The organism is Melghirimyces profundicolus (assembly GCF_003054245.1).
In the GTDB taxonomy this organism is placed as follows: Bacteria; Bacillota; Bacilli; order Thermoactinomycetales; family DSM-45169; genus Melghirimyces; species Melghirimyces profundicolus.
Window position 1 is genome coordinate 122,322 of sequence record NZ_QBKR01000008.1, and the last position, 16,651, is coordinate 138,972.

Genomic DNA, 16,651 nt, shown 5'->3' on the forward strand with positions numbered 1-16,651 from the left:
ACTGGGTGCGGATATCGGCCACCGGAAAGTCCGGATGAAACCTTTCAAATAATATTATTGATCCGAATCCTTTCTTCGTCAAGGGTTTGCGCATAACTTTTTCGATTTGCCAGAAATCGGGCGTCAAAAAAGCGGGCACCTTCCGGTACCCGCCCGCGATTCCTATTTAAAGAAATTGGCGTTGATCTCGATGTACTCCTTCTCTTCTTCGGGAACCATTTCTTCTTCGTAAATCGCTTCCACCGGGCATACCGGTTCGCAGGCCCCGCACTCAATGCAGGTATCCGGGTCAATATAGTACATGACTTCGTCCCCGTGAATGCAATCCACCGGACATACTTCCACACACTCGGCTGCTTTTTCGTCTTTGCAAGGAGAAGTGATGACAAAGGCCAAACGGAATGCCCCCTTTTTATTCGTTCCTGTAAATGATCCGACTCCGGAATTGAATCCCGGAAGTGATCAGCGGTTTTCAGCACGTCTCCGGTCTCCGAGGTATATTATTTCCTCGCCGGCCCGGATTCTAAACCCCCGGTTTTCGCAGGGGCTTCATTCCGGTTTTCACCCGCGGTCCACTGCATCAGCGCGAGGGAAGAAAAGAGGAGTCCGGCCCCCGCCCACCCCAGCGCCGTCAGCCGTTCCCCCAGCAACAACACGGCAAGCAGTGCCGCCGTGAGGGGTTCCGTCAACGCACCGATGGAAGCCCGGGTGGCCGTGGTCCGCTTCAGCCCGTAGATGTAACAAAGGTAAGCCAATGCCGTTGGAACGGCACCGACGTAGAGAAGAAGCAACCAAGCCTCAAGCGAAGGTTCCGGCATCCGGAGCATCGGCAGGAGGAAACACGCCCCCAGGGAAAAGGTGATCGCCAACATCCTGAAGGGAGGAATCCCTGCCAACAGATGCTTTCCGATCAGGGTGTAGCCTCCGTAACAAGAGGCTGCGAACAACGCCAACAGGTTCCCCGATAAATACCTCGGTTCCGCCAAACCGGCTACGCTCCCCACCCCGATCAGAAGGAGCGTTCCCGTTAACCCCGCGACCAGGGACACGGCGGTCCACCCGCCGATCCGCTCTTTCATGAACACCCGGGCAAAAACCGCCACCATCAACGGAGCCGTGCAAACCGCCAGCATGGTGGCCGTGGCCACCTGCGTCCGGTCCACCGCGGAGAAATAACCGACCTGGTAACCGGCAACGGCGAGACCGAACAAAAGCAACCAGCCAGTCGGCCTCCCCCGCTCCCGGAGCCGGCCGGGATGCCGTTTCCTTTCCAGGAGCGCCGCCGTAACCAGGAACGGCACACTGAACACCAGCCGCCATGCGCCCACCACCATCGAGTCCAGCCCGTGGCGGACAATCAGCACTTTTCCCACCAGTCCGGCGGTCCCCCAGAGAAATGCACCAAGGAAGACCCAACTCATTCCATTTCCGCGCCGCATCCCCATCCCTCCCAAACAAATGGTCACCGGGCGGGATGCGAACCCTCATCCGTCATGCCCCTGAGGTCTCGCCCCGCCCTTGTCAATGTCCGGACGGTGTCACGGGAACACGGAGGGGCGGGGGAAGAACGTTCTTCATGGAGATCGTCGATCACCTCCTTCAATCAGCGGCCAACGAACCGCTTCACCGTCCTTGAAGGCCGGTACGGTCAGAGATGGATGGATACACCTTAGGTGAATTGTATCAAAGAGCCGACGGACTTACGACAGGAAAGTCCGGATGGCGAGGGAAAAGCGGTGGGTATACACTTCGATATCCCACCCTGACCTTCCTGTCGTCACTTCACTTTCCGGATCGGCCTCAGGATCCGGGATCCTGGATGCCGGCCTTCCAATCCCCAATCGGAACGAAGCCCGATCAGGCTGGAGACCTCCTCCGCGGTCAGCCGGCGTTCTTCCCCCAAGCCGCGGGCGATGGACCGGACCCGGGCTGCCATTTCAACCCATTCCATCTTGCGGTGCGCCTCGAACAAATCCCCACCCACGGTCACCGCCCCGCGGTTTTCCAGCATCAAGGCATCATGGTCGGTGAGGTAAGGGCGGATTTTCCGCACCAGGTCTTCGGTACCCGGCATTCCGAGTGGAACGGTCGGAATCCCGCCCAGACGGAGGACGATCTCCGGCAACACCGGATCCATCAGCGAAATACCCGCCACCGTCAACGCCGTCGCCGTGGGCGGATGCGCATGGATCACGCTCCCGAGGTCTTTCCGTTCACCGTAGATCGCCGCATGCATGCGGGATTCCGGAGAGACCTTCCCGGCGCCTTCCACCACCCGGCCCTCAAAATCGACGACGACCACGTCGGTCTTGTCCAAAAATCCTTTACTGACCCCGCCGGCGGTGATCAGGAAACGTTCCCCGGGAAGGCGGATGCTGATATCGCCCCCGTCGGAAGCCACCAGGCCCCGGTCATAAAGCCTCCGCCCCACTTTGAGGATCGATTCGATCTCTTTTGAATATTTCCGTTGATATTCCATAATCCCACTCCTTTATCCCTTGAAAGAGAGATTTAAAAGACACCCGAGGGAATTTTCCTATTATTAAACATTCTATAATAAAGACCGTTTTTCCGCCAAAAAATCCACCTTCCAATTTTTCCTTTTTTTATACGTAAAAAGCATCCCTTGGTTGAAGGGATGCGGCTCCCGAAGAATGGCCCCGGTACGCGTCAAAAACAAAAAACGCCCCTTTCCGGGCGCTGACAAAAAGGATCAATTCTTGATCACATGGAGGGTTCTCTTGGCTTTCACCGGCTGGCCGTTGATGGTGACATCCACGTGTTCCGGGGAGCCAATGGTGACCCAGAGGTCGGTGCTGACGCTCTTTGCCTGTTTAAAGGGAAAGCTCTCTCCTTTTTTCAACGTCACATCTTTCACATACCCCTGGTCGGAGTTTTTGGTTTCGCGAATCTGGATCCAGCTGGTTCCCTTGGCTTTAAACTGAAATTCCACCGCACTGGGTTCGCTCAGCTTGTATTCGCCGATTTGGCTTCCTTCGTTCACCGGGGTCACGCGGGCCAGGTCGGTTCCTTCGGCGGCGGTGCCGGCGGTCTGTACGTCCTGCCCCTTCTCCTGGGTTTGCTCTTCCGCGGGCTGATCCATCATGTTGCTGTAAGCCCACACCGTCATCGGAATCAGCAGGATGCATGAGACGACCGCCACGCGGGCCATCCACTTGTTGGAAAACAGCCCTTTCTTCTTCGCCTTGGAGTGGCGGGCAACCCCCCCCGCAGCCTTTTGTCTGGTGGAGCGGGAAAGGCGCCCTTCCCCTGTCTCCCGCTGAACGGGGAGGGGAAATCGGCTTCTTTCCTCATAAGGTGCGTTTTCCCCCGTGTAGGCACCATCCTCTTCCCTTGAACCGTAAAGGTCGGGAGATCCCTCCGCATGGAAGGAGTCTTCGCCCCCCTCTCCATAGGGCTCCTCCACGGAGGATCCGCGGCCGCTTCGGCTCAATCCCGACACCCTCCCCGTCCCTGTCAGGCCGGAGGTGGATCGTGGATTCGTCCGGGACCGGGAAGGCAGTCCCTCTTGGAGGTAGCCGCCGCCCTCATAGGAATCATGGGAAAAATCATCGCCGTACCCGCCGTGATTCTGATCCTGGGAAGAATCACCGTGATGGCCGATCCCGCTGCGGTCCTCCGCTATCCGTCCCCGGCCGGTTTTTCCCAGCCCCGGGATCTTCATCGTTTCCGTCAGGCGGGCGGCGGACCATTTTTTCGTCTGGGACCGGGTTTTCTTCACACTGGATCGGGAAGGCAGTCCCGGATCCTGGAAGAACGGATCTTCTTCGTGAGAGGAGGCTTCTTGCGCGGGTTCCTCCTCTGCCTGCACACGGGAATATTTGGAAGAAACCTCCGACCGGGTGGAGCGGTAGGGATCATATCCGTTCCGGGGATCTGACCGGTTAGGGGACTCCGGCGGCTCCGGCGGCCGGTGTTTCCCTGTCTGTTGCAACGGCACTTGAACCATCCCCGTGCTTTGATTGACCGGACGGAAGGAAGATGTGGTCTGTTGTTTCAGCGGGCCGGTGTTTTGGTTCCCCTGGTCTCCCTGACCGTCGTCCCCCTCGGGAATCGGGCGATACTTTTTCAGAAGGTTGGTGGGTTCCAGCCCGACTTTTTTGGCGTAGGTACGGATGTAGGATCGGACATAGAACGGACTGGATATTTTGTCAAAATTCCCGTTTTCCAACGCTTGCAGGGTGACCGTATCAATCTGGGTCTGATCCCGCAGATCATCCAGAGAAAGCCCGGCTTCTTCCCTGGCTTGTCTCAGTAGTTTTCCGATCTCCACCCACACAGCAACCACCTCCGTTGCGGATTTCCTGTCACCGATCCCTCTCTGTCTCTATCCATATCAGGTCTCTTGAAATCTTCCCTGTCCGGTTGTTTACATCCTGTACAATCTGTGAATTAATGTTGTATAGGCGCCAACAGGGTAAAGCGGGACTGATCGAGTATAAAATAATGCGTTTTGACAATCAAGCCGGGAGGTTCTCAAGGAGGAATCATTGTGAATTGGTTGAAACGACTGGGAGCTAATATCTATCTCATCATTCTGTTGGGTTTGGCATTTCTTCTCCTTCTGTTGGGAGGCGTCAAAGTGTTCGGATGATCCCAAGCGGGACCGGGAGGCTTGGCCTCCTTTTTTTATGGTTCATACCCGGGAACGTACCCAATGGCCGAAAGCCAAGAGACAGAATGAGATCCAGACCACCACCAGCACCCACATACCGGCGAGATTCCAACGACCCGCATCCACGGCCAGGTAGATGGCGGTGGGAACGGTCTGAGTTTTCCCGGGAATATTCCCCGCCACCATCAAGGTAGCGCCGAACTCTCCCAACCCCCTCGCAAAACCCAGGGTGTAACCGGTGAGGAGGGACCGCCAGGCCAGTGGCAACGTGACCCAACGGGCCAGTTGCCACTCTCCGGCCCCCATCACCCTTCCTGCCTCCAGAAGTTCCCGGTCGACGTTTTCCAACCCGGATTTCACCGTCTGGTAAATCAGGGGGAAGGCGACCACAGCGGCCGCAATCACCGCCCCCCACCAGGTGAAGACGACGGTCCCGCCAAAAAACCGTTCGGCCAACGCACCCAACCAGCCACCTTTCCCCAACACTGCCAGGAGACCGAAACCGATCACCGTTGGGGGTAAAACCAACGGAAGCATGATCACCGTCTCCAAAACGGTTTTTCCCTGAAACCGGCGGCCCGCAAGCAACCAAGCCACAGCCAACCCGGAAATGAAGGAGAAAAGGCTGGCAATCACCGTCACCCGGAGGGAGAGGATGACCGGCGCCCAGAAATCGGTGACGATCATGGCTGTTCAAAAGCCTCTCCTTTAAATCCGTATTTTTCAAACACGGCCTTTCTTTGGTTCCCTTTCAACCAACGTAGAAAATCCTTCGCTTGTTTCGGGTTTTTTGCATCCCTCACGACGGAAACCGGGTAAACAATAGGGGAATAGAGGTTTAAGGGAATGTTTCCCACCTCTTTCACCCCCTCGGCCCGATAAGTATCGCTTTTATAAACGAGACCGGCATCCGCGTTTCCGGATTCCACATAGGAAAGAACCTGACGGACGTTTGCGCCGAAAACCAACTTCGGACGAAGGTCGTTCCAACGGCCGGTCCGTGTCAGAAATTCCTTGGCATACCGGCCCGCAGGAACGACCCCGGGCTCACCGATCGCCAGCTTCTTCACGTTTTCGGAGCGAAGGTCTTCCAGCCTCTTCACCCCGCTTTCCCCTTGTTGGGGGACGATCAGCACCAGCTCGTTGGTCAACAGATTCACCCGGGTGGAGGGAACGATCTTTCCCCCGTTCTCCAGCTTGTCCATCTCCAGGCTCCCTGCGGAAAAGAAGATGTCCGCCGGAGCCCCCTGCTCGATTTGTTGGCGAAGCTTGCCGGAAGAAGCGAAGCTGATGACCAGATTCAGACCCGGATGTTCCGCCTCGTATTTCTTCTCCAATTCACCGAGGGCGTCGGTGAGGCTGGATGCCGCCAACACCACCACTTCCCGGCGTTCGTTCTCCGGAGCACAACCGAAGAGTGAAAAGGCACAAAACCAAACAGCCAGAAGACAGGCTGAACCGCGTTTCAACATAGGCGGTCCTCCTCGACCGGCGAAAGCCGGAGATCCGTTCAAGGTTGTCCCTGTATAGTTTATCACTTCAAGAAACGCGAAACACGGAAAATCGGCGGAACCGTCCGGAAAAACTACTTTAGAACGGGATTAACCGAAAAGTTTTACAAAAAAGACCGGCTTTCAATAGGGCCGGGGGTAACTGACGATTTTTCGGTACATGGAAGGATCCTTCAGCTTCCGGAACAAAGACAAGGCCGGTCTCGGATTGGCTTCGATCATCCAGATCTCTCCGTTTTTATCCACCCCCATATCAAAACCGACAACGACCCCGCCCAGCCGCCGCGCAGCCCGAAGACTGAAATTCCGAAGCTTTCGGATCACCGCATCCGTTGAAGCACCCCTTACGTCAGACAGACGAATCACCTGCGGCACCGTGAGAACATATCCTTTGCTGCGGGCCACATTGGTGACCACGTGTCCCTTACCAGCCACCTTGGCCAGATAACCGGTCACTTCCCAGGGGGTGTTTCTCCTTCGCTGGACCATGACGCGGATGTCGATCGGCCTTCCCCGGACGGTCGCAAGCGGGATCCTTTTTTGCACCAAATAAAGACTCCGGTGACGGGTCATCGACCGGACGCGGGAATAAAGCCCTTTCCGTCCGATTCCCTGCCTCCGGGTTCCATGGTGGATCTCATACTTCCCCGGACCAGTTTGCCGGATTTGGATGATCCCGTATCCGCCCGTCCCGCCGGAAGGTTTGACGATCACGGAACCGTGCCGATCCAGCATGGACAACAGAGTGCCCTGTTCCAACCAACGGGTCTCCGGCAATGAAGCGGTCAGTACCGGATCTTTCATCAGGATCCGATGAACCCTCCATTTGTATCCTTTTTTAGCCATCGCTTTCCCGCCCTTTAAGTTCGGTATTTTTCCGGATGACATCCACAATCCGGTTTTGTTCATTTACAAGAACGACCCGCGGCTTCAGATCTTCCAATTCATCGTCCTCCACCATGGCAAGGCTCAGGATCACCACTTGATCACCGGGTCGGAACATCCGGGCCGGGGGACCGTTTAACCCGATTTCTCCTTCCTTTTCTGAAGGAATCGCATAGGTTTTCCACAGGATGGCATTCTGAAAACTGGTGACCTGGACCATTTCAAAGGGGCGGATATCGGCCGCTGTCATCAGCCGGGAGTCGATTGTGATGCTTCCTTCATACTCCAGATCCGCTGTCGTCACAGTGGCATGGTGGATTTTTCCTTTGCACATCCATCGTTTCAATAACCCTTCCTCCCCTTTGCCGGTTCTTTGTCCTTATAGTATGAAGCGACCCGCCAATCCGTATGGACGAATAACAAGAGGGAAAAATAATAAACCCCCGTTCCGTATTTCGGAACAGGGGTTTGAGAGTCCGCTTCAGGGACGGACCCGGGTGGCTTTCACGAAGCCCCAGTCCAGCCAGCGTTTGCTCATGTCGTCGTAGCGGACACCGCCGGGGCCGTAAGTGTGAAGGATTTTGCCGTTCCCGGCGTAGATTCCCACGTGTTCGATCCCGAGATGCTCTTTCCCTTTCAGTTTAAAGAAGACCAGATCCCCTTTTTGCAGTTCGCTGCGGGGGACTTCCACACCCACTTTGGATTGCGGTTCGGCGGTGCGGGGGAGTTTCACCCCGTTTTCAGCAAAGACCCGCTGGGTAAACGAAGAGCAGTCAAATGTTTTGGTGGTTTTGGAGGAAGACCCGAATTTATAAGGGGTCCCCAGATATTTTTCACCGGTTGCAATAATCCGGTCACCGAAATCGCTGGTGTTTTCATCTTGTGTGTTTTGTGCAGGTTGTTGCTGCTCTTGTTGCGGTTGTTGGGTGGTTTGCTGCGGTTGCTGGGCGGGTTGTTGCTCTTGTTGTTGAGCGGTTTGCTGCGGTTGGGCCGGCTGTTCGGTTTGGTCCTGCTGCTGGGCGGACGAACCTTTACCGGTCAAAGGGTTGGCCAAGCCGACCTGGTCGAAGATGTTTTGAACCATTGCGTAAGCGTTCAGGTTATTGGAGCCGGCGGCATGGGCCTGCCCGGTCAACGGAGCGGCCGTGCTCACCAGGGCAAATGCGGTGGTCGCGAGAACAGCTTTTTTGATGATGTTTTTGATTCGCATCGTATCCTCCTTTTTGTCGGTGGTTTTGACGATACACGGTTATACTAACATAGGACTTTGGTTGTATCGATTGTAAGATTTATACAAAAGATGACTGACAATAAAGTCAATGAACCGCCCGCCGTGACACCTAACCGCATATAACAGCGTCAAACCTCATCACCATGCGGTTCCTTCGCTTTTGACCGTCACAGCTGTTGCCGCTTTCATTTCCAGATCCTTTTAATAAATGTAAGATATTAATAGTTCTACCTTTCTATTGCCCGTATAGGGGTCCATTGTGTGCAGGATCGGGAGGCATATTGTTGCATTGGCATTCTTTTTGCTTTATAGTTCGGGGTGGCTTGAAAACGGTCTTACAGGAAACAACTTCGGGAAGGATGGGATAACATTGACTGCCGAACGCATCAACGGAGTGGGGGCCGCCCCCGGCCTGGCCATCGGGCAGGCCGTTCATTGGCGAAAGGACCACCCGAAAGTGGAAACCCATACAGTGGACAACACGGATCAGGAAGTCGCCCGCCTGGAGGAGACGGTGGATCAGGCAAAAGAACAGCTCACCCGCCTTCGTGAAACCACCCGGGAACGGATGGGAGAAGACGAAGCGGGAATCTTTGACGCCCACCTGTCGTTTCTCGACGATCCCGCCTACATCGGGGAAATGAAAAACCGCATCCGCAATCAAAAGCGGAACGCGGAGTCGATCTGCGCCGAAGTGACCGAAGAGATGTCCTCCATGCTGGCTTCCCTGCCCGATGAATATATGCAGGCCCGGGCGGACGACATCCGGGACGTGGGAAACCGGATCCTGCTGTTGCTCTCCGGGATCGAACCCTTCGACCCTTCCCTCCTGCAACCGGGAAGCATTGTCGTGGCGGAAGAACTGGCTCCTTCGGATACCGCCCAGTTCCCGCCGGGAATTGCGGCCATGGTGACCGCCCGCGGAAGCAAAACCGCCCACGCGGCCATCATGGCCCGGACCCTGGGAATCCCGGCGGTTCTCGGTCTGGGGGACCACATCGACCGGATCCAGGACGGAGACACCCTGATCGCTGACGGAGAGAAAGGGACCATCATCCTCTCCCCCGATCCGGAGACGGAGGAACAAGCCCGGAAGGAAATGGAACGTCAGCGGGAGCTGAGGGAAGCCGCCTTGAAAAAAGCGGATGAGGATGCCGTCACTTCCGATGGGAAGCGGATCCAGGTCTTCGCCAACATCGGCAGTCCGGCGGATGTGGAAGCCGCCCTTGAAAACCGGGCGGAGGGCATCGGACTCTTCCGGACGGAATTTTTGTATCTGGAAAATGACCAATGGCCAACGGAGGAAGAACAAATCCGGGCTTACCGGAAAGTGCTGGAAGCCTTCGGCGATAAACCGGTGGTGATCCGCACCCTGGACATCGGCGGGGACAAAGACCTTCCCTATGCGGAACTACCGAAAGAAGAAAATCCGTTCCTCGGCCACCGTGCGATCCGGTTCTGCCTGGACAACCCGGAAATATTTAAAACCCAGCTTCGCGCCCTCCTTCGGGCCGGAGTGTATGGAAACTTATGGATCATGTTCCCCATGGTGGAAAGCGTCTCCGAGATCCGGGAAGCGAAACGCCTCCTGGAAGAAGCTCGCACCGAACTGGAAAGGGAAGGAGTCGAAACCGCTTCCCCGAAAGTGGGGATCATGGTCGAGGTGCCGGCCGCGGCGGTGACCGCCGACATTCTGGCCAAGGAAGTGGATTTCATGAGTATCGGCACCAATGACCTCACCCAGTACACTCTGGCCGCCGACCGGGGGAATGAGCGGGTGGCTCCCCTCTACGACGCCGCCCATCCCGCCGTCCTTCGCCTGGTCCGCCAGACCTGCGAGGCAGCCCTCAAGGAAGGGATCGTTGCCGGCATGTGCGGCGAGCTGGCCGGTGACCCCCACATGACCGAAATACTGATCGGCCTGGGACTGGACGAGCTTTCCATGAGTGCCGGAACCATTCCGGAAGTGAAGGAAAAAGTCCGTCGGACCGATACCGAAAAAGCCCGCACCCTGGCAGACGAAGCCCTGACCCGGCAGGCTCCGGAAGAAGTCCGGTCTTTGGCCAAAGAAGAAAACTGAAAAAGAAAGCATCCGAAACCGAACCACCCCCCGCCTCATCAGCGGGGGTGGTTCGGTTTTACCCGGTTTCAATGCACAACGGCCAGTCCTGCGATGGATGCCATCTGAGCGATGATCGTTTCCGCCATGCCGAAAAGCGGCCCGAAGACGGCGTCCCCCAGCGGAGTGACCAGCAGGACGACAAAGACCAGAATCCCGTATGGTTCGTACTGCCTCAACCTCGGCCGGAGCCGGGCGGGAGCCAAATCTTCGAGGATCCGGTATCCGTCCAAGGGCGGGACGGGGAACAGGTTAAACAGAAACAGGATCACGTTGAGATACACCAGGATGTACAGTCCCGTTTCCATCCCCGGAACCGCCGTGCTCCCTCCGAACTGAAACCAGGCCCTGAACAGCAAGGTGAACAAAAAAGCCAAGGCCAGGTTGCTGAAAGGACCCGCCACGGTGACCCACACTCCCGCCAGCCTCGGATGACGGAAATAAAAACGGTTGACGGGAACCGGTTTGGCCCAGCCGAATCCCATCAAAAACACGGCAATCGTTCCGAGGGGATCCAAATGGGCCAGGGGATTGAGCGTCACCCTTCCTTCCTTTTTCGCCGTGGGATCCCCGAACCGGTATGCCGTCCAGGCATGGGCAAACTCATGAACGGCAAAACCCGCCAAGAGCGCGACCACCACATAGGGGAACTGCTCCAAAGGGTAAGCCAGAAACCTTTCCAAAGCGACTCCTCCCGGTCAAGGATAACAAAACGCCTCCCAAGAATCGGAGGCGTTGGCTTCAGGTCAAATCACCTTTTTCACTTTGACAGGCTGATCAGGCCGGACAACCTCAATGGGCCCATCGCCGCGCCGCATCGCCTTTTCAAAGGCTTGGGTCGGCTTCAAAACATCCATCATGTAGCGAATGGCGATCATGGGATCCACATGATACCCGCACGTGTAACAGTCCAGTGCGGCAAAACCTTTCTCCGGATAAGTGTGGATCGACAGGTGGCTTTCCGACAGGAGCAGCAGAACCGTTGCCCCCTGCGGGTCAAAGTTTTTGGACTGGGCGGACAATACCGTCGCTCCGCACTTCTCGGCGGCCACCCTCATGTGCTTTTCCAGCCGCGAGGTGTCGTTGAGCAGATCAAAATCGACACCCCAAGCATCCAAGGCTACATGACGTCCGAAAGTAGAGTATTCCATCCCCTTCGGCCCCCTTCCTAGGAAATATGGTGTTCAGCCAATATTCCGCTAGGATCTGCTCGTTCACCACGGGGGAAGGTTAGTCCACAGAGGTCCCAACCCTTTAAGTGAATCTTGGATCCTTCTAGCGCAATCAAGAAACAAAATATCACATTTTGTTACGGGTTGCAATTGTTTTTTTTAGTGACGGATCCTTTACATTCCCATGATATTGTATCCGGAATCCACGTGGATCACTTCACCGGTGATGCCGCGGGACAAACGGCTGGCGAGGAAGAGAGCGGTGTCTCCGACTTCGGATGCGTCGATCCCGCGGCGCAGCGGAGAACGCTCTTCCACCACGTGCAGCATGGAGTTGAAATCTTTCACGCCCTTGGCGGCCAAAGTGCGCAGGGGACCTGCAGAAATGGCGTTGACGCGGATGTTGTCCCGTCCCAGGTCATAGGCCATGTATTTCACGCTGGTTTCCAGGGCGGCTTTGGCAACCCCCATTACGTTGTAGTTGGGGATGACCCGTTCGGCTCCCATATAGGTGAGAGTGATGATGCTCCCCCCCTCTGTCATGAGGGGCCGGGCGGCGTTGGCGGAGGCCACAAGGGAATAGGAGCTGATGTCCTGGGCCAGGGCGTATCCATCCCGGGAGGTTTCCACAAAGGGCACTTCGAGATCTTCCTTCTTGGCGAAGGCGATCGCGTGGACCAGACCGTCGATCCGGTCCCATTTCCGTCCGATCTCTTCAAAGGCTTGCTTGATATCTTCATCGGAGGTGACGTCACAGGACACACACAGGGAACCCGGCATCTCCTTTTCCACCAGGCCTTTCACCTTCTTCTCCAGACGTTCCCCCTGGTAGGTGAAGGCCAGTTCCGCCCCGTGTTCATGGAGAGACTGGGCGATCGCCCAAGCGATGCTCCGCTGGTTGGCCACGCCCATGATGACCACCCGCTTACCTTCCATCAACTTCATCGTTCGTTCCCCTTCCTATGTATGATCAGGTTCCCGCACATGTGCTTCCTTCGCACGCCGGGAATTAGTACCTGCTACTAAATTCAGTACCAGCCTATCGGAAAACATTAGGAATGTCAATGTCCCTTGTTCCGGATCGCAGTGACCAAACACCGGAAGAACACGAATCCCGATCCCGGGTTTCTTATTTCACAGAAGGAATCCGTGACAAGGATGACGAATAGATCGAACGCATGTTTCTGATTCTGTTTCAGGAGAGGATGAGCAATCATGCCGGAAGTATCCGTCGTTCGGGATCTCTTGCTGGAGGAGTTGCAGACGGGAGTCCGCACCACCAAGAAACTGCTGGACCGGGTGGAACCGGAACAGTGGTCTTACCGTCCGAAGGAGAACATGAGCTCCCTGTTGGAACTGGCCCGCCACTTGGCCCAGATCCCCCTGGTGGACCTGGCCATTCTCCGCGAACGCAACGAACAGGAGGTGAAAGCGCTGGAGAAAGAAACCTCCTTTGACACCTCGGAAGAGCTGGGGAGCCTCATGGACCGGGGATTCAGAGAGCTGAACGACTACATGAAGGCCCTGTCCCGGGAGGACTTCCTCCACAAACGGACCCGGCCCTTCTATGCCGATCATGCCCTGCCGCAGGCCCAATGGCTGACGGAGATCGTCACCCATGTCTTCCACCACCGGGCCCAGCTGTTCAACTACCTGAAACAGCTGGGGCATCCGGTCAACATGTTTGATCTGTATTGAGCTGTCAGGCGTTTCTTGCTTTCAGGATATCCATGTGCATCCGGTACTCCACCGCACCCAGAACGGCGCCGGTGACGAGGGCGACGGGAAAGCGGACGAGGGAGCCCGGGAATAAAAACTGGGCCCCCCAGATGACGGTCACCATGAAAGAACTGCCCGCGATCGTGGAGAGGAGGTTCCCCCATCGGGGCAGGATCCATTGATCGGCAACATGACCCACGGTGGCGAACAGGAACACCAGCCCGACCGGGGCGAGCAGGGTGGAATAATGGAGCCCGTCCACCAACAGGTGGACTCCGTGAATCACCGCGGCGTAGATGACGATTTTAAGAAAAAAGTTCACGGTCCGGACCCCTCCCACTCCCAGAAGCGTTGTGATGGATTGTCAGGCTCAGAAAAGAAGGGAGCGTTTACCCGAAATAGCGACTTTGCTGTCCTGCCCAGCGGAGAATCAGCCTGCAAGGGCGTTCAGGGGCAAAAGCTTCTCTGTGTTGCATCCGAAGGCGTTTGCCCCTGCCCGCAGCAGGAAGATTCGGAGCGGACAGTGCGACCATCTCTGCAGGACAGCATAGCGAGACCGGGGAGTGAAGCGACCCCAGGCAAGACTTGTGCTCTGTGAGTGCATAGCGAGACCGGGGAGCACAAGCGACCCAGGCGAGACTTGTGCTCTGTGAGTGCATAGCGAGACCGGGGAGCACAAGCGACCCAGGCGAGACTTGTGCTCTGTGAGTGCAGCCGGAGCGGCTTTGGGTAAATGCTGCCGCTCACTTTTTCACCATACTTCCAGTATGTCTCCTGTACGTATGGGAAACCCGTTCGGAGGAAGACTGGAAGGAAACGTCGATCACGGGAGGTTGGAAAATGGAACTGAACCCCGAAGAAACCAAGTCGGTGGAAAAAGCCCTGCGGGCGGCCATCGACGCCGAGCCCCAATCCCCCGAAGGGAAGAACTGGCGCCGCCTCCTGAGTCGTTTGCAGGGAAAGGAAGCCTCCCCCGCTGCTTTCCAGGACGGTTTCCGCTACGACTACGATGACCCGAGCGGGCTCCGTTAGGGACCAAAGCCCTCCTTCGCCCATAGGATAAAGGGAAAAGGAGGGCTTTTTATGCCGTATATCATCGTGGATCTGTCTGACCGCACACTGTACCTTTTGGAGGGGAACCGGATCCTGCGGGCGTACCCCGTCGGGATCGGAAAAATTCTGACCGTCACTCCCGTCGGCACCTACACCATCATCAACAAGGTCCCCTATCCTTACACCCGTCCCGGCGGGAGGCTCACTCCTTACGGAACCTTTTGGATGGGGCTGTCCCGGAGGGGATACGGGATCCACGGGACCAACAATCCCGCCTCCATCGGAAGACGCGTCTCCCGGGGATGCATCCGGATGTTCAACCGGGATGTACAAGATTTGGCAAGGCGGGTTCCCATCGGGACCCGGGTGATCATCCGGCCCTGATGAAGCAACATGGGCAGCGATTGTCCCGATGGAGATCGCTGCCCCGAATCTGGAAGCGTTGTGATTGAATGTTCGTTTCTAGAAAAGGGGAAGCGTTTACCCAAAATAGCGACTTGTGCTCTGTGAGTGCATAGTGAGACCGGGGAGCGCAAGCGACCCAGGCGAGACTTGTGCTCTGTGAGTGCATAGCGCGACCGGGAGTGAAGCGACCCCCGGCGCGACTTGTGCTCTGTGAGTGCAGCCGGAGCGGCTTTGGGTAAATGCTGCCGCTCACTTTTTCACAACGCTTCCAGGCGATGGTCCCTTTGCCACCGATCCTCTTTTCCCATGCCTCTCCCCCGTCACCAATCCGCTTGGGGGTGCCGCTTCAGGTAGAGATCCTGAAACAGAAGCATGGGAGTGTCGCTGCCCAGTTTCCCCAGATCGCCTGACGCGATCAGGATGGAGAAGAAACCGTAAGCCCGTTCATCTGTGAGCAGCCGGCCGCCGTGATCCTTGGCAAAGGCAACCGCCCGCTCCGTTCCATCTTTCAAACGGAAGCAGAAGATATAGGCGTCTTCCCGTCTGTCATACAACCAGACTCTGCGCGCTCCCGCGGAAGAGCGACGGACCACGTCTTCCCAGTCCGGAACTTGAAGCATGAGGACTTCTTTTCCGGCCAATTTGGCCCAGCTTCCGTCTTCCGGAATGGCTGCTTCCTTCACCCGTGGCACATACCGTTCAGCCATCGTTCTCTCCTCTCTCTCCCGTATTCCCCGCTTGGGACAGCAGATGCAACAGGAGCGGGGTAATCCCGGTCAGATCCCACTTCACCCGGGCGGAGGCAAACCGGAACGCGTCCTCCGCCGCCCCGGCCACCAAGGTGGGCACGGGGTTCAGGGTATGGGTTTTGATGCGAAAATCTTCACTGTTGCCGTGGTCGCTTACCAGGACCACGGTATCCCCGTCCTTTTTGTTGGCGACAACCTCCCCCAGAAACCGGTCATAGTCCCGGATCACCCGGGTGATCAGGTCCCGGTCCTGTCGGTGACCGGCCAGATCGCTCAGAAAAAATTCGTGCACCACGAGGTCGTGTTCCTTCCCGAGATCCAAGAGATGGCGTGCCGCCAGATCGGGTTCGATCACTTCCACTTCCCCCGGCCGCCTCAAAGCGAGGGTCTGCCGAGTCAGATCGTGGTAGACCGCTTGTCCCGCCAACAGATCTTCCACCATCCGCAAGGACTGGCCCGTACTCAGAATCGTCGCCGTGGAGACGGAGATCCACCCCCGTCGCGTCGTGGGAAGGCGGAAGAATTCCTCGGTGTAACCATTGGCGAAAGTGGCCCGCAACCCGAGATCGGCAACCCGAAGATAAAGGTTGTTCCGCTGAACCCAGTCCCTCAGACGCCGGAAGGGAAGACCGCTCTGGTGTTCTCCCATCGCCTTCGGCGCATTCCTCCCGGTGAAGATGGCGGCCTGTCCCGTGGCGCTCTGGGGAAGGCCCTCCACTCCGAGCGAGGCGTCCGTCGACAACAGCAGGACTTCCTTCGAGGGACGACCCACCGATTTCCGCACCAGAGGGCCTCCCAGGATTTCCCGGATGCGTGGAGGGTCTTCGGTAAACCAAGGGTTATGGGAGGCATTTTCCCCCAGTCCCACTCCGTCGATGAACAGAAGATAAACCGACATCCCACACTCCTCCCTTCCACGCGGGTCACCCCTTCATTTTATCACAGGGTGGAACCCCCGCCCCCCGCCTTCTCCCCACTTTTGAGATCAGGACTGGAAGGATTGTGATTTCATGTTCGTTTCGAGAAAAGGGGAAGCGTTTACCCAAAATAGCGACTTTGCTGTCCTGCCCGGCGGAGAATCAGCCTGCAAGGGCGTTCAGGGGCAAAAGCTTCTCTGTGTTGCATCCGAAGGCGTTTGCCCCTGCCCGCAGCAGGATGATTCGGAGCGGAC

General features: G+C 56.9%; 19 protein-coding genes. 4 read left to right on the top strand and 15 right to left on the bottom strand.

All coding sequences use genetic code 11. The features are described 5' to 3' along the window. Positions 1–162: 162 nt before the first annotated feature. From C8P63_RS07615 to C8P63_RS07655, 9 genes are all read right to left on the bottom strand, one after another. Positions 163–396 (bottom strand): ferredoxin family protein, encoded by a 234-nt coding sequence (locus C8P63_RS07615; protein WP_108022821.1) that lies wholly within the window; start codon positions 394–396, stop codon positions 163–165. A 104-nt stretch (positions 397–500) separates the two neighbouring features. After that, positions 501–1,439 carry a DMT family transporter gene (locus tag C8P63_RS07620; RefSeq protein ID WP_170109556.1) on the bottom strand — a complete coding sequence of 313 codons (939 nt, stop codon included), beginning with the start codon at positions 1,437–1,439 and terminating at the stop codon, positions 501–503. A gap of 338 nt (positions 1,440–1,777) precedes the next feature. Then, positions 1,778–2,479 carry a class II aldolase/adducin family protein gene (locus tag C8P63_RS07625; RefSeq protein WP_108022825.1) on the bottom strand — a complete coding sequence of 234 codons (702 nt, stop codon included), beginning with the start codon at positions 2,477–2,479 and terminating at the stop codon, positions 1,778–1,780. A gap of 234 nt (positions 2,480–2,713) precedes the next feature. Next, complete coding sequence (locus C8P63_RS07630) at positions 2,714–4,294, bottom strand: helix-turn-helix domain-containing protein (RefSeq protein WP_146172138.1); 1,581 nt, start codon at positions 4,292–4,294, stop codon at positions 2,714–2,716. Between the two features lie 363 nt (positions 4,295–4,657). Further along, the gene (gene modB / locus C8P63_RS07635) at positions 4,658–5,323 is read right to left on the bottom strand and encodes a molybdate ABC transporter permease subunit (RefSeq protein WP_108022829.1); all 666 of its coding nucleotides are present in this window, start codon (positions 5,321–5,323) and stop codon (positions 4,658–4,660) included. Next, positions 5,320–6,108, bottom strand: a complete 789-nt coding sequence (modA, locus tag C8P63_RS07640) for a molybdate ABC transporter substrate-binding protein (RefSeq protein ID WP_108022831.1) — start codon at positions 6,106–6,108, stop codon at positions 5,320–5,322. Before modA ends, modB begins: the two co-directional genes overlap by 4 nt. A gap of 162 nt (positions 6,109–6,270) precedes the next feature. Then, the gene (locus tag C8P63_RS07645) at positions 6,271–6,993 is read right to left on the bottom strand and encodes a YheC/YheD family protein (RefSeq protein WP_170109557.1); all 723 of its coding nucleotides are present in this window, start codon (positions 6,991–6,993) and stop codon (positions 6,271–6,273) included. After that, entirely contained in the window at positions 6,986–7,378 is a 393-nt protein-coding gene (gene panD / locus C8P63_RS07650; RefSeq protein WP_108022835.1) for an aspartate 1-decarboxylase, read from the bottom strand. Before panD ends, C8P63_RS07645 begins: the two co-directional genes overlap by 8 nt. Positions 7,379–7,513: 135 nt before the next feature. Further along, positions 7,514–8,242 carry a C40 family peptidase gene (locus tag C8P63_RS07655; protein ID WP_245920772.1) on the bottom strand — a complete coding sequence of 243 codons (729 nt, stop codon included), beginning with the start codon at positions 8,240–8,242 and terminating at the stop codon, positions 7,514–7,516. Positions 8,243–8,633: 391 nt separating this feature from the next. Here C8P63_RS07655 and ptsP point away from each other — a divergent pair, with 391 nt between their 5' ends. Beyond that, on the top strand, positions 8,634–10,343 hold the full coding sequence (gene ptsP, locus C8P63_RS07660) for a phosphoenolpyruvate--protein phosphotransferase (protein ID WP_211308260.1): 1,710 nt from the start codon (positions 8,634–8,636) through the stop codon (positions 10,341–10,343). A gap of 68 nt (positions 10,344–10,411) precedes the next feature. On the opposite strand, the gene C8P63_RS07665 is transcribed toward ptsP, so the two are convergent. From C8P63_RS07665 to fabI, 3 genes are all read right to left on the bottom strand, one after another. After that, positions 10,412–11,065 (bottom strand): site-2 protease family protein, encoded by a 654-nt coding sequence (locus tag C8P63_RS07665; protein WP_108022838.1) that lies wholly within the window; start codon positions 11,063–11,065, stop codon positions 10,412–10,414. 63 nt (positions 11,066–11,128) lie between these two features. Beyond that, positions 11,129–11,533 (bottom strand): adenosylmethionine decarboxylase, encoded by a 405-nt coding sequence (speD, locus tag C8P63_RS07670; RefSeq protein ID WP_108022840.1) that lies wholly within the window; start codon positions 11,531–11,533, stop codon positions 11,129–11,131. A gap of 195 nt (positions 11,534–11,728) precedes the next feature. Further along, a complete protein-coding gene (fabI, locus tag C8P63_RS07675; RefSeq protein ID WP_108022842.1) occupies positions 11,729–12,499 on the bottom strand; it encodes an enoyl-ACP reductase FabI in 771 nt (256 codons plus the stop codon). Between the two features lie 270 nt (positions 12,500–12,769). Here fabI and C8P63_RS07680 point away from each other — a divergent pair, with 270 nt between their 5' ends. Further along, a complete protein-coding gene (locus C8P63_RS07680; RefSeq protein ID WP_108022843.1) occupies positions 12,770–13,252 on the top strand; it encodes a DinB family protein in 483 nt (160 codons plus the stop codon). Positions 13,253–13,256: 4 nt separating this feature from the next. Here C8P63_RS07680 and C8P63_RS07685 read toward each other — a convergent pair whose 3' ends face one another. Next, positions 13,257–13,595: a hypothetical protein gene (locus C8P63_RS07685; protein WP_170109558.1), complete on the bottom strand. Its 339-nt coding sequence runs from the start codon at positions 13,593–13,595 to the stop codon at positions 13,257–13,259. A gap of 518 nt (positions 13,596–14,113) precedes the next feature. Between C8P63_RS07685 and C8P63_RS07690 the strand changes: the two genes are divergently transcribed. Beyond that, a complete protein-coding gene (locus C8P63_RS07690; protein ID WP_108022847.1) occupies positions 14,114–14,305 on the top strand; it encodes a hypothetical protein in 192 nt (63 codons plus the stop codon). A gap of 51 nt (positions 14,306–14,356) precedes the next feature. Further along, positions 14,357–14,710, top strand: a complete 354-nt coding sequence (locus tag C8P63_RS07695) for a L,D-transpeptidase (RefSeq protein ID WP_108022849.1) — start codon at positions 14,357–14,359, stop codon at positions 14,708–14,710. A gap of 341 nt (positions 14,711–15,051) precedes the next feature. On the opposite strand, the gene C8P63_RS07700 is transcribed toward C8P63_RS07695, so the two are convergent. Both C8P63_RS07700 and C8P63_RS07705 read right to left on the bottom strand, forming a co-directional pair. After that, complete coding sequence (locus C8P63_RS07700; RefSeq protein WP_108022851.1) at positions 15,052–15,438, bottom strand: hypothetical protein; 387 nt, start codon at positions 15,436–15,438, stop codon at positions 15,052–15,054. Then, a complete protein-coding gene (locus C8P63_RS07705) occupies positions 15,431–16,378 on the bottom strand; it encodes a hypothetical protein (protein WP_108022853.1) in 948 nt (315 codons plus the stop codon). Before C8P63_RS07705 ends, C8P63_RS07700 begins: the two co-directional genes overlap by 8 nt. Positions 16,379–16,651 lie beyond the last annotated feature (273 nt).

Coding starts and splice junctions, on each gene's coding strand:
- C8P63_RS07680 (WP_108022843.1), top strand. CDS start 12,770: ATGCCGGAAGTATCCGTCGTTCGGGATCTCTTGCTGGAGGAGTTGCAG.
- C8P63_RS07645 (WP_170109557.1), bottom strand. CDS start 6,993: ATGGCTAAAAAAGGATACAAATGGAGGGTTCATCGGATCCTGATGAAA.
- modA (WP_108022831.1), bottom strand. CDS start 6,108: ATGTTGAAACGCGGTTCAGCCTGTCTTCTGGCTGTTTGGTTTTGTGCC.
- C8P63_RS07705 (WP_108022853.1), bottom strand. CDS start 16,378: ATGTCGGTTTATCTTCTGTTCATCGACGGAGTGGGACTGGGGGAAAAT.
- C8P63_RS07655 (WP_245920772.1), bottom strand. CDS start 8,242: ATGCGAATCAAAAACATCATCAAAAAAGCTGTTCTCGCGACCACCGCA.
- speD (WP_108022840.1), bottom strand. CDS start 11,533: ATGGAATACTCTACTTTCGGACGTCATGTAGCCTTGGATGCTTGGGGT.
- fabI (WP_108022842.1), bottom strand. CDS start 12,499: ATGAAGTTGATGGAAGGTAAGCGGGTGGTCATCATGGGCGTGGCCAAC.
- C8P63_RS07700 (WP_108022851.1), bottom strand. CDS start 15,438: ATGGCTGAACGGTATGTGCCACGGGTGAAGGAAGCAGCCATTCCGGAA.
- modB (WP_108022829.1), bottom strand. CDS start 5,323: ATGATCGTCACCGATTTCTGGGCGCCGGTCATCCTCTCCCTCCGGGTG.
- C8P63_RS07620 (WP_170109556.1), bottom strand. CDS start 1,439: ATGCGGCGCGGAAATGGAATGAGTTGGGTCTTCCTTGGTGCATTTCTC.
- C8P63_RS07625 (WP_108022825.1), bottom strand. CDS start 2,479: ATGGAATATCAACGGAAATATTCAAAAGAGATCGAATCGATCCTCAAA.
- C8P63_RS07695 (WP_108022849.1), top strand. CDS start 14,357: ATGCCGTATATCATCGTGGATCTGTCTGACCGCACACTGTACCTTTTG.
- C8P63_RS07690 (WP_108022847.1), top strand. CDS start 14,114: ATGGAACTGAACCCCGAAGAAACCAAGTCGGTGGAAAAAGCCCTGCGG.